Source organism: Psychrobacter sp. Sarcosine-02u-2, from assembly GCF_002836335.1.
Lineage (GTDB): Bacteria > Pseudomonadota > Gammaproteobacteria > Pseudomonadales > Moraxellaceae > Psychrobacter > Psychrobacter faecalis.
The window spans coordinates 15,102-41,788 of record NZ_PJBX01000176.1; the positions used below are offsets into that span (position 1 = coordinate 15,102).

General features: G+C 44.8%; 18 protein-coding genes. 10 read left to right on the forward strand and 8 right to left on the reverse strand.

All coding sequences use genetic code 11. The annotated features are described in order from the left end of the window. Positions 1–200: 200 nt before the first annotated feature. The 3 genes from CXF58_RS11690 to CXF58_RS11700 all read right to left on the reverse strand — a co-directional run bounded on the left by CXF58_RS11690 (position 201) and on the right by CXF58_RS11700 (position 3,545). On the reverse strand, positions 201–656 hold the full coding sequence (locus tag CXF58_RS11690) for a hypothetical protein (RefSeq protein WP_102077593.1): 456 nt from the start codon (positions 654–656) through the stop codon (positions 201–203). Between the two features lie 134 nt (positions 657–790). Further along, positions 791–2,365 carry an apolipoprotein N-acyltransferase gene (gene lnt, locus CXF58_RS11695; RefSeq protein ID WP_102077594.1) on the reverse strand — a complete coding sequence of 525 codons (1,575 nt, stop codon included), beginning with the start codon at positions 2,363–2,365 and terminating at the stop codon, positions 791–793. A gap of 280 nt (positions 2,366–2,645) precedes the next feature. Next, the gene (locus tag CXF58_RS11700) at positions 2,646–3,545 is read right to left on the reverse strand and encodes an HlyC/CorC family transporter (protein ID WP_068403676.1); all 900 of its coding nucleotides are present in this window, start codon (positions 3,543–3,545) and stop codon (positions 2,646–2,648) included. 341 nt (positions 3,546–3,886) lie between these two features. Here CXF58_RS11700 and CXF58_RS11705 point away from each other — a divergent pair, with 341 nt between their 5' ends. Then, complete coding sequence (locus CXF58_RS11705) at positions 3,887–5,179, forward strand: Lnb N-terminal periplasmic domain-containing protein (RefSeq protein ID WP_068403678.1); 1,293 nt, start codon at positions 3,887–3,889, stop codon at positions 5,177–5,179. Between the two features lie 108 nt (positions 5,180–5,287). Here the strand turns inward: CXF58_RS11705 and CXF58_RS11710 are convergent, their stop codons facing one another. After that, positions 5,288–5,908, reverse strand: coding sequence for a YcgN family cysteine cluster protein (locus tag CXF58_RS11710; RefSeq protein ID WP_068403680.1), 621 nt, complete (start codon positions 5,906–5,908; stop codon positions 5,288–5,290). A gap of 204 nt (positions 5,909–6,112) precedes the next feature. Here CXF58_RS11710 and CXF58_RS11715 point away from each other — a divergent pair, with 204 nt between their 5' ends. From CXF58_RS11715 to mutY, 5 genes are all read left to right on the forward strand, one after another. Beyond that, positions 6,113–6,853 carry a dienelactone hydrolase family protein gene (locus tag CXF58_RS11715; RefSeq protein ID WP_068403682.1) on the forward strand — a complete coding sequence of 247 codons (741 nt, stop codon included), beginning with the start codon at positions 6,113–6,115 and terminating at the stop codon, positions 6,851–6,853. Positions 6,854–7,100: 247 nt separating this feature from the next. Beyond that, complete coding sequence (locus CXF58_RS11720; protein WP_227514904.1) at positions 7,101–10,118, forward strand: DUF2339 domain-containing protein; 3,018 nt, start codon at positions 7,101–7,103, stop codon at positions 10,116–10,118. A 134-nt stretch (positions 10,119–10,252) separates the two neighbouring features. After that, on the forward strand, positions 10,253–11,209 hold the full coding sequence (gene ylqF / locus CXF58_RS11725) for a ribosome biogenesis GTPase YlqF (RefSeq protein WP_068403686.1): 957 nt from the start codon (positions 10,253–10,255) through the stop codon (positions 11,207–11,209). Positions 11,210–11,233: 24 nt separating this feature from the next. Next, on the forward strand, positions 11,234–12,172 hold the full coding sequence (locus CXF58_RS11730; protein ID WP_068403688.1) for a GIY-YIG nuclease family protein: 939 nt from the start codon (positions 11,234–11,236) through the stop codon (positions 12,170–12,172). Positions 12,173–12,239: 67 nt separating this feature from the next. Next, positions 12,240–13,475, forward strand: coding sequence for an A/G-specific adenine glycosylase (gene mutY / locus CXF58_RS11735; RefSeq protein ID WP_068403690.1), 1,236 nt, complete (start codon positions 12,240–12,242; stop codon positions 13,473–13,475). Positions 13,476–13,574: 99 nt separating this feature from the next. Here the strand turns inward: mutY and CXF58_RS11740 are convergent, their stop codons facing one another. Together CXF58_RS11740 and rapA are read right to left on the reverse strand one after the other, a co-directional pair. Further along, positions 13,575–14,477, reverse strand: coding sequence for an acyl-CoA thioesterase (locus tag CXF58_RS11740; RefSeq protein WP_068403692.1), 903 nt, complete (start codon positions 14,475–14,477; stop codon positions 13,575–13,577). Between the two features lie 448 nt (positions 14,478–14,925). Next, the gene (gene rapA, locus CXF58_RS11745; protein WP_180952582.1) at positions 14,926–17,814 is read right to left on the reverse strand and encodes an RNA polymerase-associated protein RapA; all 2,889 of its coding nucleotides are present in this window, start codon (positions 17,812–17,814) and stop codon (positions 14,926–14,928) included. Positions 17,815–18,607: 793 nt separating this feature from the next. On the opposite strand from rapA, the gene CXF58_RS11750 reads away from it, so the two are divergent. From CXF58_RS11750 to CXF58_RS11760, 3 genes are all read left to right on the forward strand, one after another. Continuing rightward, on the forward strand, positions 18,608–20,917 hold the full coding sequence (locus CXF58_RS11750; RefSeq protein ID WP_102077595.1) for a sensor histidine kinase: 2,310 nt from the start codon (positions 18,608–18,610) through the stop codon (positions 20,915–20,917). A 96-nt stretch (positions 20,918–21,013) separates the two neighbouring features. Further along, a complete protein-coding gene (locus CXF58_RS11755) occupies positions 21,014–21,976 on the forward strand; it encodes a response regulator (protein WP_068403696.1) in 963 nt (320 codons plus the stop codon). 243 nt (positions 21,977–22,219) lie between these two features. Continuing rightward, positions 22,220–23,179, forward strand: a complete 960-nt coding sequence (locus tag CXF58_RS11760; protein ID WP_068403697.1) for a D-2-hydroxyacid dehydrogenase — start codon at positions 22,220–22,222, stop codon at positions 23,177–23,179. Here the strand turns inward: CXF58_RS11760 and CXF58_RS11765 are convergent. Both CXF58_RS11765 and CXF58_RS11770 read right to left on the reverse strand, forming a co-directional pair. Further along, entirely contained in the window at positions 23,176–24,807 is a 1,632-nt protein-coding gene (locus CXF58_RS11765) for a flavin-containing monooxygenase (RefSeq protein ID WP_068403699.1), read from the reverse strand. The genes CXF58_RS11760 and CXF58_RS11765 overlap by 4 nt on opposite strands. Positions 24,808–24,864: 57 nt before the next feature. Further along, the gene (locus CXF58_RS11770; RefSeq protein WP_068403701.1) at positions 24,865–25,578 is read right to left on the reverse strand and encodes an RluA family pseudouridine synthase; all 714 of its coding nucleotides are present in this window, start codon (positions 25,576–25,578) and stop codon (positions 24,865–24,867) included. 371 nt (positions 25,579–25,949) lie between these two features. On the opposite strand from CXF58_RS11770, the gene trxA reads away from it, so the two are divergent. Then, on the forward strand, positions 25,950–26,276 hold the full coding sequence (gene trxA / locus CXF58_RS11775) for a thioredoxin (protein ID WP_068403703.1): 327 nt from the start codon (positions 25,950–25,952) through the stop codon (positions 26,274–26,276). Positions 26,277–26,687: the final 411 nt, after the last annotated feature.

The window sequence follows — 26,687 nt, forward strand, 5'->3', positions numbered from 1 at the left end:
GAAAAAGTTATTCAATAATTACACAAATACCTACAAAAAAACCTGTGCTCAGTTAACCAAGCACAGGTTTTTAATGTTAGCTTCTAGAGTATTTTCACTCTTAGAATAAAGTATCGTCACAACAGTTGTACTTAATTACGGGTATCTGACTATATTTATACAAGTATTTGTTTTTATAACAAAATACTTAGGTCACAAGCTTACTCTTCAGTTTTCCAAGTATGCGTTAACTCTGCACCCTCACCACCATCCAAATCCGCATCGGCTTCTTCTGCTGTTAAGTTAGCATCATCAGGGACTGCCGCTTGATTGACAGTACCCTCAGCAGTTGCGGTGCCAGATTCAGCAGCAACGACCGTACCATCAGTATCAGCAGCTGGGGTTACGGTAGCATCTGCTGGATTTTCAGTAGGTGCAGTTGCAGGCGTACCAGTTGTTGCTGGCTCGGCAGCGGTTGCAGCGGGCGCAGCTGCTTCTGTCGCAGTTGCGTCTGTTTCAGCAGCCGCTTCGGTGCTCTCAGCAGTGATATGCTCGCCTGCTGGACGCAAATAGCCAGAAATGCCGATTAATAAGACGATACCTAAAAATAAGGCAACACCGCCTAAGGCAAATAGGAACTCTTTCTTGGGATTGTTTTCGACAATATGTTCTGACATACCTTATCCACCTTGCACAAAATATTTAAAATATTGGCCTATTATATCGCAATTTATATCGATTTGTGAAAACCCTTAACGATTTAAAGGGTTTATTAGCGAAAAAACTTACAACCAAAGCCTATGGGTATTTTTTATTTGACCAAACGTCTCTGCGGGGTCGCACGCTTGCCAAGATAGCTTAATAATAGCAGAAGCGCAATAATGATTAAAATAGGATAATTACCCGCGCGCATATAAGGCGTATTACCAACGCGTGCCTGCACATTTCCGCGTAAGACGGTGCGCTCAAACTGCGGTGCGCGCTTTACGATATGACCTTTATGATCAATGATAGCGGTAACGCCAGTATTGGTCGCGCGCATAAACCAGCGGCCGTTTTCAAGCGCGCGCATTTGTACCATTTGCAAATGCTGGAGCGGACCTGCCGAGCTACCAAACCACGCATCGTTAGAAATAGTTAACAAAAAGTCAGTATTGATGGCATTTTTGCGCGTGGTGTCAGGATAGGCAACTTCATAGCAAACCGCGGCGCCCAAGTTATGACCACGCACGCGCAGCGGTGATTGATTAGCACTACCGCGGCTATAGCTCATGATATCTTGGCTGCCAGCAAGGTTAGGCAAGATATCTAGCATGCCCTCAAAGGGGATATATTCGCCAAAGGGTACCAAACGCTGCTTTTTATATAGCCCTTCAGCGTCTGCGCCTAAGGCAATGACACTATTATAAAACGGCGGGTATTTATCGGTTTTGGCATCAAAAGCTGCGGTATCCTTATAAGGGATACCAGTGACCCACGTGGTGTCGGTCTCTTTGGCCACTTTGACCACTTCACTGATAAAACCTAGCGCTTCATCTTGAAACATGGGAATGGAAGACTCTGGCCACAAGATCATGTCGCTGCCCCATTCAGTACTGGACAAGGTGGCATAAATTTTTAGCGTTTCTACTTGATATTCAGTCAGCCATTTTAAATCTTGCGGAATATTACCTTGAATTAATGATACCGATAAGTCAGGCGTGCCCTTTGGTTTTGTCCACTGCGGATTTAGCAACCATAACGCGCAGCTGAGAATAAGCAGCGCGGCAGTAGGAATCATATAACCGCCGCGGCGACGTAACAGCTCGACCAAACTTGCCGCCAATAATACTGCCACAAAAGACACCGCAAATACGCCAGCAACGGGCGCTAATGACGATAGCCAATATTGCTCGGTAAAGGCATAACCGACAAATAACCACGGAAAACCGGTAAATAGCCACGTTTTCATCCACTCTTGCAATACCCAAAGCGCGGCAAAAGATAATGGCTGCTTACCGACGACACGATTAAAAATCAGCGCTAAAAAGCCATGAAACAAGCCCATCCCAAGACCCATTAGCGCAATCATAATTAGCGCCAGCCACACTGGTGTATCGCCATACACATGGATTGAGGTATACAGCCAAAACGCCCCGACGCACCAAAGCCCGGTACCATAAGCTTGACCAATAACAAAAGCACGCTTACCAGTCATATCTGGCATCAGTAAGGCATACAAAATAGCGGGCGACACCAACGCCACCGGCCAAAAACCATACGGCGCGAGGGCAAAGATAAACACTGCGCCTGCCAGCCACGAAATCAATATGGTCAACACCATCGGCAAGCCCTTTGGCTTATCGGGGTTTAGACGTTTTTGCAAATCAACAGTAGACAGACGCATAGCAATTATCCAAAACCTTATTATTCAGTCGTTTAAAGCTTACATATTAACTTTGATTTATTCAGTGAGCGCTGAATGGGTAGCCATGCATCCGCTGCTCAATACAGCGCTCAAAAATTAAACCTGCCCATGATACCAGTCTAAATCAATCAATAGGTAAAATTGCGTTGCAAAATACCGATTTTAAAAGCAAAAAAAACACGACCGCAATCGTGTTTTTTTATATTTACATGCCAAGCTTATGTTTAAGTGCCAAGCTTAAGTGATAAACATCAACAAATTAATGGCTACCTATTAATATTTGCTGGTCAGCATTGATTTTGGACAACTCAAGATTTTGAATAAAGCGCCCTTCAACATCGGTAATGGTAATTTGCCAATCGTCTATCACCACACTTTCCCCTTCCAAATCGCCAACATGGCCGAGTGCTTGCATGACCAAACCGCCCATGGTATCGACATCGGTATCGTCAAAGTGAGCGCCAAGCTCATCATTACAGTCTTCAATCACTGTCGATGCTTGCACGCGCCACGTGTTTGGTCTTTCAGGATCGGCGACGATATTATTGATATCACTGTCTTCATCGAAGTCATCATGCTCATCGACGATATCGCCGACAATTTCCTCGAGCAAATCTTCCATCGTTACCACACCAGCGAAGTTACCAAACTCATCGACGACAATCGCCATATGCACTTGGGTGCGCTGTAATGAGCGTAGCAAAGTATCAGAGCGTGCCGTTTCGCTGATATAAAGCGGCTGACGCACCAAGTCTCGTAAACGTTGACTGTCAATTTTATCTTCTTGATCTCGCACCATGTGTACGAGGATGGGAATCAAATCTTTTGCCAATAAAATACCGATAACGGCATCATCGTCTTGGCTATCAAAGACCGGATAGCGCGAGTGTGTGGTCTCAAGAATGATATCCATCACTTCAGCTAAGCTAGCGCTTTCGTGCAGCCCAACCACTTGCGGGCGCGGGGTCATGATTTCGCGAACTTGGGTGGCAGGCAAATCAAGCACACCTTCCAACATGTCCACGGTATCGGGTTCTAAGAACTGGCGCGAGTCTTGCACCAAACGTATCAGTTCATCACGGGTTTCGGGGGCGGTCGATAGCCAGCGTTTTAAGCCGCGCATCGACCAACTACTCGGGCTTGGAGCGTCTTCGGACATGATGATGTGATTTAACCTCTTTAGTTAATAGCAGTAATCAAAGAAAATAGTGAATAGCAATTAAAATCTTAAACCTAAATGGGGATTAAAATAGCAAATAAAACAGCGACTTTATCTTTAGACAATGGTCAAAATATTTAAATAAAGGACAAATTATCTATAAAATCCTATCATAACGATAAATGACAACTATATAAGTATAGATGAAAATAGACCAGCCTAATAAGTTTCACTTTATCGCAAGGCTTACGGACATTCAACGACAAATTCACTCAAATTGTATTGTCAGTGTGTTGTAAACTTTGCTATGGTCAAAGCCTTCATTCCTCAAAGTCAAACCTATGTCGCTACGTGCCTTTTTTTCTCGCCTGCTCTCGCCGCTCGCAAACAGCAATCGCTTAGAGCATGGGGCAGCTTATGAGCGCCAGCAAAAGCGGACTTGGCGCTATTACCTCGCGCAGCTTTTCATCGTTACTACGTTGCTCCTATCTGCTATTTGGCTGTTAATGGCAATTTGGTATCAGTTTGGCATGCGCTCACCGATTACGTGGCTTACAACCCTTGTTATAATCGGCATTTTAGCGGCGCTGGCTAAGGCCGCTTATGCAACAAAAAGGCCTTGGTCAAAAAGTCCAAAAAATCGAGGTAATCAGCCATCAAATAATTCAGCAGCGCCAGATAAAAAAGTAGCCGTTAAATGGCTCATCGGTTTATATGGAGCAGTTTGGTTTATCGGTTTGGGCTGGTTTTTTTCTATCGAGCCCAAACAAGACCGCGACTGGATGGCGGAAGTCAGCGAAAGAGTTACTTATAGCCGCGATGCCAACAACCCTGACTTAGTCACACTCACCAATGTACGAAACTTTGATTGGCGTAACGATAAAGAAGCGGCTGAACACTGGGGCACGCGCACGATTGATATGTCAAAACTCTCTGGCGTCGATGTGACCAACTCCTATTGGATGGGGCCGCTGATTGCGCATACTTTGGTCAGTTTCCGCTTTGAAGATGATAGACCGCTTGCCTTCTCGTTTGAGATTCGTAAAGAAGAAGGCGAGTCGTTTTCGGCATTGGCAGGATTTTTTAGGCGTTTTGAGCTGAGCCTGATTGCTGCTGAAGAGCGAGATATCATTTATACTCGCAGTAATGCTCGCGGTGAGCAAGTTTATCTGTTTCCGGTCAGCAATCTACAACAGCACGAGGTCAAGTCATTATTTGAGTCTTACTTAACTGCCGCCGATGAATTGAATGCCAAACCAACTTGGTACAATACGTTGATGAGCAACTGTACCAATATTATCTTTTATATGGCGCGTATTGTCAGTGGCGACCGCTTGCCATGGGATTACCGAATTTGGGTATCGGGCTGGCTACCAAACTACTTATACGACGTTGGCATGCTCGACGCTAACCCTGAAAAAGACGGTCAGCCTTGGTCAATGGACACGTGGTACGAGCGCACCCATATCAATCCAAAGGTTCGCGGCTTTGATAATTTGGCAGGAAACAGCGCTATCAATAGCCGCGAGTTCTCCAAGCAAATTCGGCAAGATATTCCTATCCCGCCACTGGCAGATTCGCAAGCAGATGCGGAAGCGAGTGCCAAATCTGCCGCGCAAGATTCTAAAGAATAGCTGAGGTTTTCAAAGAGGTGCAGCTACTCTCAAAAGCGGTATTGCGACGTTAAATCCATTGTTCATTAAGCATAAACATAGATTAAACCCTTTATAAAAAAAGTTAGGTTAAGGCTGAACCCAATTTACCACCCGCTCCTCCATCTCCTCATCTGTCATGCCAATCTCAGAAATACAGCGCCCTGCTACGCCAACATTGGCAGCGCGCATCTGCTGCTGAGTTGCCACCGCATCTCCCGTTAATAACAAATGCCAACTTGGTAAATCTTGTCCTTTATACAAGCGCTTATAAGCACAGTGCGACGGCAGCCACATCATCTGCGGCAAATTCTCCATAGTTAGCTGAATACAGTCTGGCACGTGCTCTTGGCGCGTGGCGTAATGCTTGCAATAACCAGTCGCGCAATCCATCAGCTGACAAGTGACATCGGTATATTCAACCATTTCTGCTTCATGATTATTGTCATCGCTGACATTGTCATCGTCGATATACTTGATTAGGCAACAGCTACCGCAACCATCGCATAGCGCTTCCCATTCACTATGGTTTAGCTCTGACAGCGCAAAACGTGACCAAAACTGCGGACGCAATAGATCATTAGCATCGTTTTGGCTGTGAGGAAATAAGCGCACAGCAGATTGCGTCGCTGAATCTGAATCAGTTGTTGTTTTGGAATCTAGAGCGGATGCTAATTGAGATTCAGATTGATTGAGCAAATTGAGTGTCATAAAGTCGCCGTAGCATTTTGATAAAGAGCGTTACAGTATTATAGCTGTTTTTGGCGAACTTGGGCGTTAAGGTAGGAGAAGTAAATAAAAGAATGAAGCAAAACACGAACAGTTAATACTTATAAAACAAGCATTTATAAAGTAGTTATTTATAAAACAGCCATTTATAAAACCCCCTTCATAACATAAAAAAAGGACAATAATATGTCAATTAAGACTTTTGAATTGATCAGCACTACCGAAAACAACGTTGAGCTTATCAGCTATGTGGCGCTGCCAGAATCTGCCTCAGAGGACAATCCAGTAGCAGGTATTTTGGTGGCGCCAGAATGGTGGGGCGTGGTCGATCATCCAAAGTCCGTCGTTGAGCGCTTGGCAAAAGCAGGCTATGCGGCGGTGGCGATGGACGTTTACGGTGAAGGCAAGCTGACCAGCGACGCGTCGATGGCCAATATGTGGATGAAGCAAGTGCTAGCTGATCAAGACATGCTAATGGCACGTTGCCGCTTAATACTCAATGACTTTGGTGACCAACTGGCGGTTAATCGCGATAACTTAGCGGCGATTGGTTATTGCTTTGGCGGTAAAGTGGTGCTCGATATGGCACGTGAAGGTATGCCATTAAAAGCCGTCGCAACTTTCCATGGCAACCCATCAGCAAAACAGCCAGCCGATAAAAACTTCAAAGCCAAAGTATTGGTCGCTCACGGCCGCGATGACTCGATGGTCTCAATGGAGGCAATCGAAGGCCTAAAATCTGAGCTAGATGCTGCCGATGTTGACTACACAATTGATGTCTATGACGGTGCCAAACATGGCTTTACCAATCCGCACGCCGATGAACGCGCTGCCAAAAACGATGTTGACCTTGGCTACAACGAAACCGCTGCTAAGCAAAGCTGGGACAACATGCTTGAATTTATGAAAACCAATCTTGGTGAATAATTTTAAAAATATCATCAATCAAGTTGTATAAACGCTCACTATAACGAGTGCTAATACAAAGCATAAGACGAAAAACAGGGGTCACTTTCTCAGAAAGCGACCCCTGTTTTTTGTCGTTATATACAATAACTACCATGACCAATCTTGTGCTTATGAGCAAATAACGTCATCATCACTCTATTATAAGTGGGATTGAGTGACGAGGATGTTATATCTATTGATAAATCAGCTGGGCTGGCTGGCTTTTATGGCTTTATTGATCGTGGTGCTCATACTATACGCCAGGATAAGCCAGCAAATCAGACAATTGCGTCATGATATGACAGCGCTACAAGCTGAGCTTAAACGGCAAAAACAGGGCTTAATAACAGCAAAATCTTCTCACGCCGATATAAATAGCAATCAAGAAAGTCAATTTGCAGCAACGCCCGATACCTCTTCAAACTCGCGGTCATCAATGCCGCCACCGATACCGTTAGCGGCAGTAGATTCGGTTACAGCCGCTGACGCTAATTCCACGCCGATAGAAAATATCGTGTTAACGCAAAAATCGACAAAATCGAAACCCCCTGTTACAACGATAGAGCCAGACGAGCGCTCCTTGCCTATTGTCACTTCACTGATTCACTCTATGCAAAACTGGTTTTTTGGCGGCAACTTAGTAGTACGTGTTGGGGTTTTGGTGTTGCTCGTCGGGGTGGTGTTATTGCTGCGCTTATTAAGCGACTATATCGAAATTCCGATTACCATAAAGCTTATTGGCATTGGCATCATTGGCTTAGGGCTCGCATTGCTCGGATTAAAATTAGCAAAAAATCGCTTTGCTTATGGCATCACCTTGCAAGGCGCTGGTTTAGCGATTGCTTATTTAACCACCTTTTTTGCCTATAGCGTCTATCACGTGCTGGCAAGTGTGCCGAGCTTTGTTGGACTTGGCATCTTATCGGCCATCACCATCGGCTTAGCGGTACGCCAAAACGCTTTACCGTTGGCATTGTTGGCACTTTCTGGTGGGTTTTTTGCACCGATATTGACCAGTAGCGATATCGGTAATTTAGTGTCCTTGTTTAGCTATTATTTATTATTAAACGTCACCATTGCTGTCATCGCTCATTACCGCACTTGGAAAATGCTCAACATGCTCGGCGTAATGGTCACCTTTGGACTGGTCTATTATTGGGGTATTACGGAGAATTTAAGCGCTATTATAGAGGCGCAGCGCTGGACGTTGGTATTGCTAGTGGCGCTACATGTATTACTATATTTGTTTGTCGTCATCCGCTACGCGCAGCAAATTATCGCTTATAACACCCTTAATGAAGCAAATTTTGCTCATACAGCTAACGTTGATAGTGCAGAGAATCCAAATCATTTAGATAAATTTTATTTAGGAAACCACAGCTACGTATTCCCTATTGATACTGGTTTACTATTTTCTGTACCGATACTAGCCTTTGGTTTGTTTGCAGGGCTTTTAGACGCTATTCCTAATGGGTTAACCATCACTAGTGCTATTTTCGCGGCAATTTATTTAGGCATTGGCTGGGTATTTGTGCAGCGTAGTCAGCGCTACGCCTTAATTACCGAGGGTATGCTGGCATTAGGATTTGGCTTTTTAGCCTTGGTGATTCCGCTGGCACTCGATGCAGAATGGATTGCCTTTGGCTGGTCGGTACAAGGGCTGGCACTGGTATGGTTTGGACGGCGCTCACTACGTGCATGGTCAGTATTGTTTGGGTTGTTATTGCAGCTGCTCAGTATCGCGATGCTGATGATAAATGTGGTCTTTACGATCAAAGATTATCCAACGCTGGCGTTGACGATTTCGGCGCTCAGCTATCTAGCTACGATGTTTATCTTACGCGCCAGCAACTCGCCTATTGATGACGCCAACAACCAGCTTAACGCCAATCATACGCTGACTGCCTATACTAAAACCTTGGGCATTGGTGAACTCGCTACTAAGCAATGGCTTACCAGTATCAATAGCCAAAGTATGGCGTTTAACTTGATGTGGCGCAGTCCAAATTTGGGTCGATTTTTGACCTTTACTGCAATGGTTTGGCTGCTGTATGTCTTGGTGATTGATTTTGACCAATGGCTTGACAGTTGGCGCTTAGCAACGACGGCGCTGCTAGGATTGGCCACCTTAACCAGCCTAGCTATTTATCAGGCAATCAATCACTATCATTCGTGGCGCGAGATTAGGCAGTTTAGCCATGGGTTATTACTGCTATTTTATGCCGCGCTACTGTTTCAACTACCGCAAAAATATGAATTTGATTATCAATGGACCACCTTTCATTGGCCGATATTTATCATGCTACTCATAGGCTGGTTGGTCGTTGGGCAATTGTGGTTAAAAACATGGCATAAAGAATTGGAGTTAAAAAGTTTTGATAGCGCGAGCTGGCTTGGTGCTAGCATTATCCTATTAGCAGAAGCCATGCATTATGGCTTGCCCGATTCAAAAGGCGTCATGACTATTTTAGTGCCGGTTGCCTTTATGCTGGCTGGATTATGGTGGACACAGCGTCATGCTATGGTTCAGTACAATGATAAGCAATCACACTCGCAAACAGGAGCAGCGACCTCAGCATTTGCGCCTTATTGGTTTGATTGGCATCAGGCATTATTAGACAGTGCCAAACTCTTTGTACCTATCGCACTAGGTTGGGCTCTTTTTACCAACTTTACTTACGATGGCGTGATTTGGGGCTTGCCTTATTTCCCCTTATTTAATTTATATGATGTGACGTTATGGCTGGTGGTGTTTTATGTCTTGGGCGTTTATTTACTCCGTCAGCCATATGGTAGCGGTTCGAGAAATCTATTAAAAGCCATTCCTAAAAACGATATGCTGTTAATTGTGTTAGCGCTGATTGGCCTTTGGATAGGCTCGAGTATGTTGGTCAGGACGCTGCATGCATTTATCGGCACGCCGTTATGGACTGGCAGCTCATATGGGGTTAAGGGTGGCGCTTGGAGTAGCGAGCAAGTACAGACGGGATTGACCATTTTATGGACGCTCATTGCTTTGGTCGCCACTATCATTGCCAGCCGCTATGGACAGCGAACACTATGGTTTATAGGTATTGGACTGCTGGGCGTTGTGGTGTTAAAACTGGTCTTGGTTGATTTATCCCAGACCGAGGCAATTTGGCGGGTGATTTCCTTCCTTGGCGCGGGTAGCTTAATATTAGTCATTGGTTATTTAGCGCCATTGCCACCAGCACGTGAGGATTTAACAGACGAGTTTGAATAATAGTCTGCTCTGTGCGTTACGTTAAATGAAATGTTAACGTGGTGACGCTGGTTGTGTAGTAAACTGAACACCATTAGAAAGTAGACGTTGATTGTCTTACTTTGAGCATTTTTTATAAAAGGTTAGTAAAGCAGATGGATAAGAGAGCAAGTATTCAGTGGTTCCCTGGGCATATGAACAAAGCCCGTAACGAAATCAAAGAAATCATGCCGCAGATGGACGTCGTCATTGAAGTGATTGACGCGCGTATTCCTTATAGTAGCGAAAACCCCATGGTTGCAGCATTACGCGGCGAAAAACCAGTCATCAAAATTTTAAATAAAGCCGATCTTGCTGACCCTGAATTGACCAAAGCGTGGATGGAATATCTTGAACAACAAGACGGCGTTAAAGCTATCGCTTGCGACAATAACAAAGCCGATGACGTCAAGCGTATCATTGCAATATGCAAATCCCTCGTACCCAATAAAGTCGGTACCGGTCGCCAAATCAAAGCCATGATTATGGGTATTCCAAACGTCGGTAAATCAACCTTGATTAATACCTTAGCGGGGCGCGCGGTAGCTAGAACGGGCGACGAGCCAGCGGTGACCAAGTCACAGCAGCTGATCAAGCTTGACGATGACATCATGCTCTATGACACTCCTGGCATGCTGTGGCCAAAGGTTGAAAACGAAAACTCTGGCTATCGCTTGGCGGCGACCGGCGGTATTCGTGATACGGCGTTTGACTTCGCCGATGTGGCCAGTTATACCGCTGAGTATCTCATGCAAGCCTATCCTGAACTGCTAAAAACCCGCTATAAGATTGAAGAATTACCCAAGACCGATTGGGAGTTTTTTGAAGTGGCGGGACGTAATCGCGGCTGCGTGCGCGCGGGCAATCAAGTCGATACCTACCGCATGTCTGAGATTTTGATTAACGAGTTACGTAGCGGCAAGCTTGGAAATATTACCCTCGAGACGCCAGAAATGACTGAAGCTGAAGAAATTGTGGTCGCTGAACAACGAGTCGCAGCCGAAGAGAAAAGAATCGCTAAAGAAGAAGAAAAACGTTTGCGTCGTTTAAAAACGCGGAAGAATCGTAAATAAATTGCATAAAGAATACTGGCTATTATGAATCCGTTAATACCCTCTGCTAAAACCATTCAGATTTATCTGCCAAAAGGTAATCCTCGCGGATTGCGCTTGGCAGAGATGACCACGCGTACGGTGCGTTTGATTGAGATTCCACGCATTCATATTGATGATTTTTTTGCGATGCCAGATGCCAATCAAGTTGGCTTATATTTTTTGATTGGTGACACCGACAGTATAGATAAGCCATTACTTTATATCGGGCAAACTGGCGATTTGAAAACTCGTCTCAATCAACATCATAAAAAAGACTTTTGGACGCGGGCTTTTGTCATGCTTTCAACCAATAATTCCATGACCCAAACCCATGCGCTGTATATGGAGCATAAAGCAATTGCCACTGCCCTTGACGTGGGGCGCTATGAGCTAAAAAATGGTAATAGTGGTAATAAGCCGCATACACCCGACCCATTAAAAGCTGACTGCGAAGAGTTGTTTCACACCCTTGATGTTTTGCTATCAACCTTGGGGCAACCTATTTTTGAATCTTTAGCTATTCACGATAGCCTTTATAGCAATAAGACTGATGCACATAAACTGACCACACCCACTGATGTTAAAGTTGAAAAAGCAGCTGAAATATCTCCAACTAAACCTATCCCAGTCCTGTTTTATTACAAGGTAAAAGATGGCGATGCACAAGGCTATTATGATGACGATGGCTTTGTAATATTAGCAGGCTCTTTAATTAGACAATCACAGGCAGCATCTGCGCCACCCTTTGTGACCAGATTAAAAGAGAGCTTGCTTAGTAGTGGCAAACTCATAGCGGTAAATGATACAAGCTATAAGCTCACTGAAAATCATTTATTTAAAACACCCAGTGGCGCTAGTGCATTGGTATCAGGTCGTTCGACCAACGGTTGGATTGAATGGAAAAATGCCGTAGGTCAAACTTTAGACAGCATCTATCGATAACGACTTTAATCCCAACATGCGACCCTCATATAACCCTCATACTTTTTGAATTGCTCGCCCATTGCTTATGACATCTATTACTTTTATCCATACCGAGACCAACCTCGATTCCTTCGCCCCCCGCCTCCTCGATTGGTTCGCTAAAAACGGTCGCCACGATTTACCTTGGCAACAGCACCAAACTGACACGCCCAACCCTTATATTGTTTGGCTATCAGAAGTCATGCTCCAGCAAACACAAGTGACCACGGTGCTGCCCTACTTTGCCCGTTTTATGGAATCCTTTCCCACGGTGCAAGATTTAGCCGCAGCAGAATGGGATATGGTGGCCGAGCATTGGGCGGGGCTTGGCTACTATGCGCGGGCGCGTAATCTGCATAAAGGCGCAAAGCAATTGGTTGCAGTGATTGATGAGACGGGCGACTTTCCGCAGACGCTAGCAGGCTGGGAGGCGATATTTGGCGTTGGACCGTCGACTGCTGGGGCGATTATGGCGATGGGGTTACATCGCTATGGCGTTATCTGTGACGGTAATGTCAAGCGCGTCCTCACCCGCTGGGCGGCCATCGATGGTGATATCACTAAATCTGCCACCACTAAAGAGCTGTGGGCATTGGCAGAACGTCTAACGCCTAGAGAGAACTCAGGATTATTTGCGCAAGCTATGATGGATATGGGCGCAACCTTATGCACTCGTAGCAAACCTGCTTGTCTATTGTGCCCATTACAAGAGGATTGTATTGCCCATGCGCAGGGTCGCGAAACCGATTATCCAGTCAAAGCAAAAAAGCAGCCCAAACCCAGCAAGTTTAGCAATGCGCTATTGATTAAAGATATGGACGGCAAAATACTTTGGCTACAGCGTCCCGATAACGGTATTTGGGGCGGGTTGTGGAGTTTGCCTTTGCAATTTGTTGAGAAAATTGACGGTAAAGTAAGTGGCAAAACAACTGATAAAAATTCAAAAGCCAGCGATGATAAATTATTAAAAGTTGCTAATAATAAAAAAAACTATGAAACAGAGTTTACTACTGCTGAGCAAATTATTAACGAATGGTTAGATAAGCATAATTTAGCAGCCGCGCCCATTAATAAAACCTTAATTGATGACGCGCCTATCAAACATTCATTAACCCATTTCCATTGGTATTTAACGCAGCAATCAGTCACTCTAACTAATGAGCAAGTGACTGATTTGACCACAACCTTGCAAGCAGCAGATGTTAATATTAATTGGCTAAGTGCTGAAGATGCGCAGGCAACACTTGGATTACCGCGCGCGATGGTTAAGATTTTAGAATAATAATTGAGTGCAACCAAATACAATTCATAAAAAAGCGACTCAAAATATATTCTGAGTCGCTTTTTTAATTTACAAAGCACTAAAAACTTAAAACGGAACTTAAGACTTCGGTACCCGCAAACGCATCAAGCCTTCTTGTTGTACCGTCGCGACCAAGCGACCCTCTTGCCAAAACTGACCGTGATTTAAGCCTTTGGCGTTAGATGTCGTATCACTCCACATATCATATAGCAGCCATTTATTTAAATCAAAGTCACGATGAAAATGCATCGAATGGTCGATACTGGCCGCTTGCAAGCCACTGGTCATAAAGCTAACACCGTGTGACATCAGCCCCGTACCGACCAAGTAAAAATCAGACGAAAACGCCAATAGTGCTTGCTGAATGGCCACAGGCTGCTTGCCAAGCTCACGGATACGCAGCCAGTTTGCTTGCTTGGGTTTCATCGGTTCTGGATGAATCGGATCACGCGGCTTAATCGGTTTAATCTCGACATGACGATGACGCATAAAGCGCGCTTTTAGGGCATCAGGAACCTTTCCAACATACTGCTCTTTTAAATCTTGCTCATCAAGCAAGTCTTCTGGCGGCGGATACACGGGCATATCTTCTTGATATTCCAAACCCTCTTCCATCGGTGAAAACGAAGCAATCATCGAAAATATCACTTGCTCGACAGGCGCTTTACCTCGCACTTCTTTATACTGAATTGCCGTGACTTCACGTGCTGACAGACTGCGACCATCACGCAGGCGGCGTACTTGGTAAATCACCGGCTGATTGATATCGCCACCGCGCAAAAAATAGCCGTGCAGCGAATGACAAGGTTTGTCTTTATCGAGCGTATGCGATGCGGCCATAATTGCTTGCGCCAGCACTTGCCCGCCAAAAATACGACTGCCCACATAATCGTGGCTTTTACCTTCAAAAACATCAGGGCTGACTTCGATAAGCGCGACGGTAGCCAGCAGCTCATCGATCAGTTGCGGATAATCAGACATGACGATAGGTTTCCTTATTTTGATCAATCACGCCAAGCATTGAGATATAAGCACTCAAGGGTCAAGCGTATCAATACGATACGGCTTAAGCCAATGCGGCGTTTTACTTTAAAATAATATGTATAGTAGGTTCATTTTAAAACTGTTATGGCATGACTATTATAGTTTGCGATAAACACCCACATAACGCTGAGAACGCCAAATAAATAGCCAGTAAAATGATTAGCAATCGCTCATTATAAAGCGAAAAGCCAATCATCTTAGCGAATATTAAAGATTTTGACTAGGCAGTCGCCGCCTTACGAGTCGGTTTAACGCTTTATTAGCTTAACAATAATGAGCAAGTAATTATCTAAACAAGTAGCTGTCTAAACAAGCAGCATCTAAGCTCACAAACATAAATAAAAAACGAGATGATTAGACATCTCGCTTTTTATTTGTTTTTATATTATGGCTTTACAGCGACCAACACGCGAATAGAGTCTGGCACCAGCGATAAATTGTCTAGTGCTTGCTCACCTTGGGCTTTTAGCTGCTCTAGGCGTTCAATCTCTTCTGGGCGTACGTTAGGATTAATCGTTTGCAGGTGCTTTAGGCGCTTTATCTCACGTGACCACTGCTGACTAAAACGCGCGCTTGCTTGTTCACCAATGTCTGCTAGCTGCTGACGGGCAATATCTTCGGCTTCATAATAGCGCTGCTCAATCACATCGCCACGTACTTTAATTACTTGGCGGGCGCGGTTTTTATCCAAGCGCTCAATATGCGGCATAATCATATCGCTGCTAATACGCGCGGATAAATCACTACCCTGCTCACTGATAAACACACGAATATTTTGCGTCGGCAAGGTAGCAGGCAGATTAAGCAATCTTGGCGCAATCGCTTCAACGCGAAAATTCACTTCTAGCAGCACCATACCTTGTGGAACGGCGGCACTCTTTAGCATCGCAACGGTGGTATTCCCAAAAGTGCTGGTACTTGCTAGCTCATAAATCGCGCGCATCAATGGATGCTCGTGGGTGATAAATTCAATATCTTCACGCTGCAGTGCTTGCTTACGCTCAAAGGTCAAGGTCATGCCGTCTTCATCACCGAGCGGCAGACCGTCGATATAATCGCTAATTTCCGTGCTATCAATCGGCGCAATCACCCATGAACCATCACGTTGGATATTGTGATCGATATTGGCGGAAGCAAAAAAGCGCTCGATAAATTGCGGCAATAGATTGTGTTTATCAAAATTATGCATGGCATCGGCAATACGCCCAGCAACGCGCGGACGGCATGAGTTGTACTCAAGCAAGCGATCGCGACCGGCTTGTAGCTGTGCTTCTAGTCCCAAGCGCGTTTGCTGTGCTTCTTCGATAATCTCCTGCAAAGTGGTGCGGTTAGCGTCGGTATCCGCGCCTTCAAGCAGCGGTTTTAACTCTTGAATATATTGCTCTTGTACGCTTTGCGCCGTTGGAGAAATCTGATTAAACATATTGAGCGCGTCATTATACCAGCGGTACAGTCGCTCTTGCGCCGTCCCTTGTACATACGGTACGTGCAGCATAATTTGCTGTGTCTGCCCGATACGGTCTAGGCGACCGATACGCTGCTCTAAGGTATCTGGATTGGCAGGCAGATCCCACAATATCAGCTGGCTTGCAAACTGGAAGTTACGACCTTCTGAGCCAATCTCTGAGCAGAGTAATATCTGTGCGCCCTCTGAGTCGGCAAAAAACGCCGCCGCTTGGTCACGCTCAAGTAAGGTCATCTGCTCGGTAAAGATGGCGGTTTTAATACCAGCATGCAGACGTAAGACGGCTTCTAAGCTTTCGACCGTCGCCCCACTCCGCGCAATCAGCAGCACTTTTTTATGCTTAAGCTCACCCTTTAAGATATCAATCAACCACGGCACCCGCGGGTCATCTTCTAGCCAGCCACCATCGGGTTGATTTTCTTCGCCCCAAAGCTGCTCGCGCAATTTACCCTTGGTTTGGTAGCTATCGACCCATGCTGCAGGTAGCGACAATGGATACGGCTGGCTGCTACGACCATAAAAACCTTTGACACTCTCACGAGTATTACGGAATAAAATACGTCCCGTACCATGACGGTCAAGGAGTTCATTAAGCGCATAAGTACGCAGTTTTTCGTCGTCATTAATGTTTGCTAATTCATCGATACTAATAGAAAGCAGATGACTCAACGCCGCTATTTGACCGTCGCTTAACGGTTTATCTTCGATTAAAACACTGGCAACAGCGGCGGTTTCAGCAAAGGCTTCTTGGCTATCGATAAACTCATCAAGGTCATCAAAGCGGTCGGGGTCTAATAAACGCAGACGGGCAAAGTGACTTTGGGCACCAAGCTGCTCTGGCGTTGCGGTCAACAACATGACGCCCGGTGTTTCTTCGGCAAAGTCAGCAATGAGGTCATATTTATCATTGCCGCCTTGTGCTTCATCCCAATGCAGGTGATGCGCTTCATCGACGACCAATAAATCAAAGCCCGCTTCCATCGCTTGATCGTACAAATCTGGATGGTCAAGCAATAAGTCCATGCCGGCAATGATACATTGCTCAGTCGTAAAGACGTTTTGCTCAGGGTCGTGTTCTTTAATCGCAGCGGTACGTACCAAATCAAACAAGGCAAAGTTTAGGTTAAAACGGCGACGCAGCTCGATCATCCACTGATACTGCAAACTGTCTGGTACAAGAATTAGGACGCGCTCAGCTTTGCCAGTCAGTAGCTGCTGATGAATAATCAGACCTGCTTCAATAGTCTTACCCAAGCCAACTTCGTCAGCAAGCAAGACACGCGGGGCGATACGTTTACCGACTTCATGGGCAATATACAGCTGATGCTCGATGATATCGACACGTGCGCCCATCAAGCCTTTGAGCGGATGACCCGCTAGCGCTGATTGCATACGCAAGATATCTTGACGCAGCTCATACCAATCCCCGCGCTCAATACGACCAGCCAGCAAACGCTCAAGCGGCTTAGCCAGCGTGATATTAGCCGCCAAACGGGTTTCCATAATGCCTTTTTCATGCTCATCAACACTGTATTTGAGCACGCCCATCACTTCTTCAACAGCTGTCACCGTAAAGGTATTACCGGCTTGGTCAGAAATGCTATCGCCTTCTTTGAACACCACGCGCGATAACGGCGCAGAATTTTTGGCGTAGACGCGCGTCTCTTCACTTTGCGGAAATAGGATATGCACACAGCGGTCATCGACGTCGATGACCACACCCAAGCCAAGCTCAGACTCCGTATCAGATAAATAACGTTGACCAACGGCAAATTCGGTGCTGTGCAATGAAGCGATAGAGATAGTCATAAGGCGATGTCTTTTGTACTCAGATGATAAGAAAATAGATAATTAATGAATCAAGCCACAATCACACAAGGATTTAGTCAATTAATAGCTCAAACTTATTAATAAATTGCTGGTCATTGAAGCTATCAGCAACGCCCAACTTGTCAGCTAGGTCGATGGATAAAACAGACCATTATATAACGTTAGCGCCTAGATGAGTGCGTTAACTTGACTTTTCAAGAGCAGTTTTTGGCAAGATTATTGCAATTGTTTGGCAAGAATATTGCAATACTGCGCTTAAGTAACTTTTTAGAAATCCATATATAACGACTCACAAGTAAAGAAAAAGGCTCGCTACTATGCCCTAAACATTGTTATCATAAAATTGTTTCTATATTGTTAATATATGCAATTTAACATTTCTTATTGTTATTGAAGCTATGTTAACCATTACCCCCTTTTAGATTTTCCCAATGATATAAAAAAGTTATTCAAAAAATTTAACTATCAAGTCTTAAAACACAAAATTTCGGCAACCTCCTACTTAATACTGTCCTTTTTAAGACCGTTAAGTAAGCCAAATAGTGTTTTTCATAGTCGTTTAAGTTATGAATTAACCGTAAATACTTTAATACTAGTTATATATCTAGATGTTTAACTAAGTGATAATCTTAAAAACTTTGCCCCAATACTCAAATCCCATTTTCGTAAGGCTTACGTATCACCACATCATCGATTGCTCACAGCAAATAGCATCAGTAGTCTGTATAGACAGTCTGCTTTGAGGTCACGTTTATCCAAGGACAATCCCCTCATGAGTGCCTCCAAAAAAGTTGGCTTTTTTAACCAAGTCAGTACCCAAGTGACGACCATTCTATTTATGGCTTTTGTGGTCGTACTAGCCGTTGTTGTGTATGTTGTTGATAAAGAAGGTCATGAAAAAATTCGCCTTGAATCGGCAAAACTGGTCGCTGAGCGTGGTAATACCGCGGTCAATAGTATCTCAGCCGATATCAATCGCGTGATGCGCAGTGCCCTGTTATTGCAGCAAAGCGCGCAGACTTTGCCGCCACAAGAAGCGATTTTGCAAGCCAGTACCGCCAATGCTTTTGATAAGCGCGATTATAACTTATTAGGTAGTGGCGGCATTTGGCCAGAAAAAGGCGCACTGGGCGCCAATACCGCCACCCATCCATTTTTGATGGTGCGTCAAAACGGCGATTATCAAGCGGTACTCAGCGACCCAAACCCTGCCAATCCTTATTATCAAGAAGACTGGTTTAGCGTTTTGAAATTGCTCAAACCTGAAAGCTGTATTTGGAACCATGTCCGCGCCAGCCAAACCAAAGGCGAGCTGGCGATGAGTTGCGGTGTCGCCATCGAGCGTGACAACCAGTTCTGGGGTGCCAGTACCGTCAACTTTACCCTCAACCAGCTGCAAGAAAACATCGTTAAGCTCAGCGAAAGCTCAGGCTCAGGTTATATTTTACTGCTCGATAACAGTGACAAAGTTATCGCTTCATCTAATCCTGAGCGCTTAAGCTATATCGACGAAGCCACCGGCACACCGCTCGATATCAAGCAAGTTATCAACGCTGACCCTGCTTGGAATCCGGTACTAAACTTCTTGGAGATGCAGCGTAAAGAGACTATCGAGCGCGTTGCCGCTAGCGTATCGCCGCAAGTCCAGGTATTGACCACGCTTGATAAAGCCGAAACCGGTACGTCAAAAGGCTATTATCTCGTCAACTACGCCGCTTATCTAAACAACGGTGAAAATAAGCAAAACGCGATGGATAGCCGCTTATTGCAGAGCTTTGAGTTGGAAAAAGACAGCTACTATAACGGCAGCCAAGCGTACGTATTTGAGATTCCTGAGACTTATTGGAAACTTATCGTCGTCCAGCCTGACGCTGAAATTAACGCCATCGCTGACAACTTAAGTAAAAATCTGATCAACTGGATTGCCCTCGCGCTACTTATCACCGCGGGTTTGATTTACTTTATGCTCACTTATTTAGCGTTTAAACCATTAAAAGAAACCACCGATAAAATCTCGCAAGCGGAAAACCTGATTAACGATAAGCAATACAATAAGCTAAGCGAGGTTAAATTCGCCGAAGGTCGCAACGAGATTGGGCTGGTAAACGGCTCTATTAATGACCTCCTAGACCGTATCCAATCTAACGAAGGTAAGCTTGCCAATATCAACCAGCAGCTAGAGATTAAAGTTGAAGAGCGTACCGCTGAGCTACAAGAGACGCTAAAAGAGCTGAAAAACTCTCAGCTGCAATTGATTCGTTCAGAAAAAATGGCAACGTTAGGTCAAATGGTCGCAGGTGTTGCTCATGAGGTTAATACGCCATTGTCTTATGTGCAAAACAACCTAGAAATTATCGGTCAGTTGACTGAGCAATACGAAGAGCTGATTGAGTTGGTACAAGGGTTAAAAGCCGTTAAAACTGACGCCGCTACTGATGGCAAAATTGACAAACTATTGGCTGATATCGTCCGTGCGTCGGATGAAATCCAAGAAGATGATTTGTCCACTGAGCTTAAAGAGCTGATTAAAGACTCTCTCTTTGGCGTCGAGCAAATCACCGAGATGGTACTAAACTTACGTAACTTTGCCCGTCTTGATGAGTCAAAAGTGAAAACCATCGATGTGCGCGAATGTATCGAAGCGTCATTGAAAATCGCTGGCAACTCTATCAGACATCAAGAAATTGTCACTGATTTTGCGCCGAACCCTGAGATTAAATGCTCGCCGTCACAGATTAACCAAGTCTTGGTGAACTTGCTTAATAACGCCGCGCAAGCCATGGGCGAAAAACCGGATGGCAAAATCGAAGTGCGCACGCGTTCTGATGAGCGCAATGTCTATATCGATGTCAGCGACAATGGTAAAGGCATGAGCGCCGAGGTGCTTAACCAAATCTTTGAACCGTTCTTTACCACCAAAGGCGCGGGCGAAGGAACCGGTCTTGGGATGGCCATCAGTCAGCAGATTATGGAGCAGCATAATGGCGACATTAAAGCGGTCTCAACCGAAGGCGTTGGCACCACCTTTACCTTAACGCTACCGATTTATAATGATTTAACCGAACAAAGCCTAGCAGCGTAAGCGCTAGGTTCTGTTGTTCGTTTTGTTGTGAGCTCAATTGCTATTTTAATGATTATATAAAGCTATAGCACTATTATTCATCATAAGGATATCATCATGAATGAATTTGACCATGAAATGGAAACCTCTGGCGCTGAGCTAGGGTCTGAAGCGAAACCGAAGTTGGCGTTTATCGACGATGAGCAACGTATTTTACGTTCGATGAAACTGCTGTTTCGTAAAACGCATGACGTGTTTATCACCACCGACCCGACTGAGTATATCGACTATATCAAAAATAACCATGTACACGTGGCGGTCAGCGACCAACGTATGCCTGAGCGCGTGGGTGTCGATATCTTGCGTGAAGTCAAAGAAGTGTCGCCATCTACCATGCGGATTTTATTGACCGGTTATGCTGATTTGAACGCCATTATTGGCTCTATTAACGATGGTGAGATTTATCGTTATTTGACCAAACCTTGTAAATCTGAGGAGCTACTTGCGGTCGTCGGTCGCGCCACCGAAATCGCGTTGACTTATAATCCAGATGAGGACGCGGAGCAATTCGACAGTTCTGGTAAAAAGCAGACACTGTTGGTCATCGATGAAACCGACGAGCTAATTGAACAAATAAGCAAGCAGTTCTCGCATAGCTATAGAGTCCTGCACGCTGAAGGCTTGGAAGAAGCTTACGATTATTTGGCCAATGAAGATATCGGCGTGTGTATTACCGACATCAATGTCAGCGGCGAAAACATCGCGCCGATTATCTTCACCTTAAAACAAGATGCGCCGCACTTGGTGGTCTTGGTACAGACGGAATTTCAGGATGCGGGCTTGCTCATTGATTTGATTAATAAAGGTCAGGTTTATCGCTGCTTACCTAAGCCCATGCGTGCCAGCCTACTTGAGATTAGCGTCAACCGTGCTTTCCAGCATCATGCAAAACTCAAAGCCAGCCCTGAGTTGGTTAAGCGTTATGAAGTGGAGCACGACCCTGAAAACGATGTACGTATTGATTTAAGCAGTCGCGTACGTAGTCTGATTGGCAAATTGCGCAAGCGTTTTTCTTTATAAAACGAAAAACGATATAAGCACAAGAACTCCTATCGCATAAAATAAAACCTCTATTTCAATTGAAGTAGAGGTTTTTTACTGCACGCTTTTCGATAAGGTTTTTGACGCGTTTTTTGACTAAGCCCGGCAACGTGCTACATTAAGCCAATAACTCTATCAGCCTATTTAAAATGCAAGACCATTTAAAACGTCATCTATTTAAAATATCATCTATTTAAAATAACAATGAGATAAGGAAACATCATGCAAGCGGTTTTTTTAGACAAGGGTACTTTTTCTGACAATGTCGACTTACCAGCACCTGCTGGCGTGACTGACTACATCACTTACGACGATACACCTCAAGAGCTGATTATTGAGCGCTGTCAAGATGCCGATATTATCTTTGCCAATAAAGTCCAAATCAATGCTGACGTCATTGCCAATCTGTCCAAACTTAAGCTTATCCAACTGACCGCCACAGGTATGAATAACGTCGATCAAAATGCCTGTGCTAAGCACAATGTTGCGCTATATAACGTCGCTGGTTACGCGGTCAAAAGCGTGCCCGAGCATACCTTTATGCTGATGCTAACGGCCATGCGCGCAGGCATTCATTATCATGAAAAAGTTGCGGACGGTACGTGGCAAGATGATGGTAATTTCTGCTTGCTCGATATTCCGCTGATAGATTTGGAAGAGAAGACGCTTGGTATTATTGGTGTTGGCACTATTGGTAAACGCGTCACCGACATCGCCCGCGCTTTTGGCATGACAGTATTGTGGGCGGAGCATCAAGGGCGTACGCCGCGTAATGAGGATTATACGGCGTTCGATGAGGTACTGGCGCAGTCTGATGTACTGAGCTTACATTGCCCATTAAATGAGCAAACCAAGCACTTAATTAATAAAGACACCTTAGCGAAAATGGCTAAACAGCCACTGATTGTCAATGTCGCTCGTGGCGGTATTGTCGATAGCCAAGCGCTGACCGATGCCATTAATAACGAGCAAATTATTGGTTATGCCACCGATGTATTTGAGCAAGAGCCGATTGTCAAAGACGACCCTTTATTAACCCTTGCTAAGCATCCGCGGGTGATATTTAGTCCGCATAACGCCTGGGGCAGTAAAAGCGCGCAAGAAACCTTGTGGCAAATCTTAAGCAAACAAGTCTCAGAATTTATCGATAAGCATGAGAAGACAACCACTAATAACACTTAACGACTAAAATTTAACCAATCGTCCTTTATTTTGCGGTATTTAAGCATCACGCGGTCACTCAGATAATTATTGGTGACCCGCCAAGGATAAATATCGCCTTGTTTCGGTAATTGGTGTTGCGCGCGCTGCACATAGCCTGCCGATAGCGCGCCCATGACCGTATCTGGCTGCGCATGCGCCTCGCTATGCGCAGTTTTTGCTTGTGACACTGCCACCTGATAACCGTGCTTATGCATATGGTTGAGAAGCCGCAGCACATACTGACAAGCCAAATCGATTTTGAGCGTCCACGACGCATTGGTATAACCAAATAGCGCCACCATATTTGGCACGCCTTCAACCATCACCGCCTTATACGTCATGCGTTTGCCAATATCAATTGCCTGTCCATCGATATATAGTTTCGCGCCGCCAAGCATTTGCAGCTTTAGCCCCGTTGCGGTCACAACAATATCAGCGTCAAGGTGTTTGCCAGAGTCAAGCATGATGCCAGTTTTGGTAAAGTGGCTGATTTGATCAGTCACGACGGCAGCGCGCTTGCCATGTAATGCCTTAAACAAATCGCTGTCTGGCACAGCACAAAGTCGCTCATCCCACGGATTATAAGTAGGCATAAAATGCGCAATATCAACTCCGCTGCCCTTTAACTCGGTTTTAACGCCACGTTTTAATAAGGCTTTTATCACCTTCGGCGCAAAAACCGCTGCTCGATACGTCCCTTGTTGCATCAACACATTACGCGCGCGCAGTAGCTTATAAGCTTGCGTTTTTGATAACGGCGAAAATTTACCTGCCAGCCAATCAAGCGCATAATCATCGCCCGGTACACTTGCTACATAGGTCGGCGAGCGTTGTAGCATAGTAACGTGCTGCGCGCATTGCTCGCCCGCTTCATCGACCATGGCAGGCAATAGCGTCATCGCCGTCGCCCCACTACCAATTATGACGACTTTTTTATCGTCATAATTCACATTTTGCCAATGCTGCGGATGAATGATTTCACCTTGGAAATCTGCTTCGTTTTCAAAAATAGGACGATAACCTTGCTCATAATCATAGTAGCCTGTAGCACCGACGACAAACTTTGCCGTTAAGGCAAATACCTCGCCACTTACATGGTTTTTTACCGTTGCCGTCCACTGTTGGTTATGGCTTGACCAAGACAGTTGCTGCACCTCATGCTGATAGCGGATATGTTCAGTGATACCAAAATCGCGCGCCGTATCAGCAATATAGTTTTTAATATCGCCGCCTTTTGCCAATACTCGATGGTTCAACCACGGACGAAAGCTATAGCCAAAGGTCAAAGCATCAGAGTCGGAACGAATACCAGGATACGTAAACAAATCCCACGTACCGCCCAAATCCGCGCGTTTTTCTAATACCATAAAGCGCTGGCTAGTTTTTTGCCGCTTTCTTGTTGCTCGCTGTTTTAAGCGACTCGAGCTTTTTTGCCCAAACAGCGCTTTATGCTTTTGCTGCTGCAATCGACATGCCATACCGATACCGGCAATACCAGCGCCGATGATAAGTACTTCACAATCGACGGGGATATTTGAGGCGGATGACCACGCTTTAGGTTTAAAGCGCTGCTTAAGTGCCTGTTTGGCGGCTGTTACATCAAGCATAATACGATCCTTGTTTTTGCATGATTGATTTAAAAATAGCTTATTAGAAAGGAGTTACTAAAAAGGGCATGGACTTTCCCAATCCATCCACGCACCAAGGGTCGGATGTTTAAGGCGCAATTGCTGAGCATGTAAATTAAGCCTCGGCGCAATCGTTAAGGCATTACCTTCGGCATAAATTGGGTCGCCAATCATCACATGACCGACGTGCACCATATGCACGCGCAGCTGATGACTACGACCGGTCACGGGCTTTAACAGCACGCGAGTAACGGCTTGACCGTTGCATTCTTCATGCGCCAACACCTCATACAGTGTCAATGCATGCTTTGACCAATTATGGTCAACGATATGCCGTGGTTTGGTCGTAGGCTCATAGCGTACCGGCACTGATATCTCGCCTTTGGCACCGACGTTTTGCCACCGACCAAAGACGCGCGCTTGATAGCTTTTTTGCGGCAACCGGTCGATGAATTGCTTACTAATGTGACTTTGCGCGGCGGCATTTTTGGCAAAAATTAGTAGCCCTGAAGTATCCATATCTAGACGATGGATCAACTTTACCGCCGGATTGGCGCGCTCGAGTCGTGCCAACAAACTCACCTTAAGGCTTTTACCATCGACGCTTAACAGTCCGGCGGGCTTATCAACAACCCAAATGTCATCGTCTTCATAGACGGTAATGTCTTGGGCAAATTTTTGAAAAAACGCAAGAGGATAGGCATTTTCTTGAGCGTTTAAGGCATCTATTGCTTCATCGGTAAAAGGCATAAAAATGGGCTACTTGTATCAAAAGGTTGGTGGTTTAAAAATAGATTATTCTAATAAGGCTATAAATGATATCAGGGTTTAGAAATATTAACGGCGCTACACGGTAAACATGCTAGATGTAGAATAATGCCCGCACGAGATTAGGGTGACAGATAAAACATAACCTGTGTCATTATGTGTCGATTTATTGTGCTAATAGTAATTGTTAAACATTTTAACCCGCCTGCATCTGTCAACTTTGAGCAAACATGTTAATATAATGGCAGATTTTCACCACCTCCCAACCATTCTTTAACCACTCATCGCTCGAATATGACAGCCGTATTGTATGATGACTGGTGATAGAAATAATAAAACAAGAGAGATAAATTATGTCAGACCTTATTGTTAATACCACTGATGCAAACTTCGACCAAGACGTCCTACAATCTGATATGCCAGTGCTAGTAGACTTTTGGGCAACTTGGTGTGGTCCTTGTAAAGCCATCGCGCCTATTTTAGAAGATTTGGCGAGCGAGTACCAAGGTAAAGTTAAAATCGTTAAAGTCGACGTCGATAACAACCCGCAAGCAGCGAGCCGTTTTGGTATCCGCAACATCCCAACGCTATTTGTCTTTAAAGATGGCGAAAAAGTCGATTCAGTCATGGGCTTACAGCCAAAAGCTGAACTTGCTAAAGTATTAGATAAACATCTATAAGTACGATTAATAAATGCCAATTAATAATCGCTAAAAGGCGTTTGTTAAAAATAGCGATTCTAAAAAATGCGCTATGCTGTTTATAAAGTTCGTATTGAAAAAGCCATTATCTTTTTGAGCTAATGGCTTTTTTGCTGCTTTTCTGAGCAAAAAGCTGGATATTATAGCTTTTTTGGCAAAAATTATTGACAAGGCTGTCTTGAACGCCGTATAGTCTGCTGACAAGAGAAAACTAATCATTTTCCTAAGTGTCTTGTCGCTATTCTCCTCGTGTTTATCAACAAAAACACAATCGTCATTATAAAACACCACTACTGAACGCAATGACTAAACACAATTACTGATATTGAGTTTTTGACGCAGACTCTTATGTAGACTTCTTTATCTTCACTTTTTATAAACCTGCCTGAC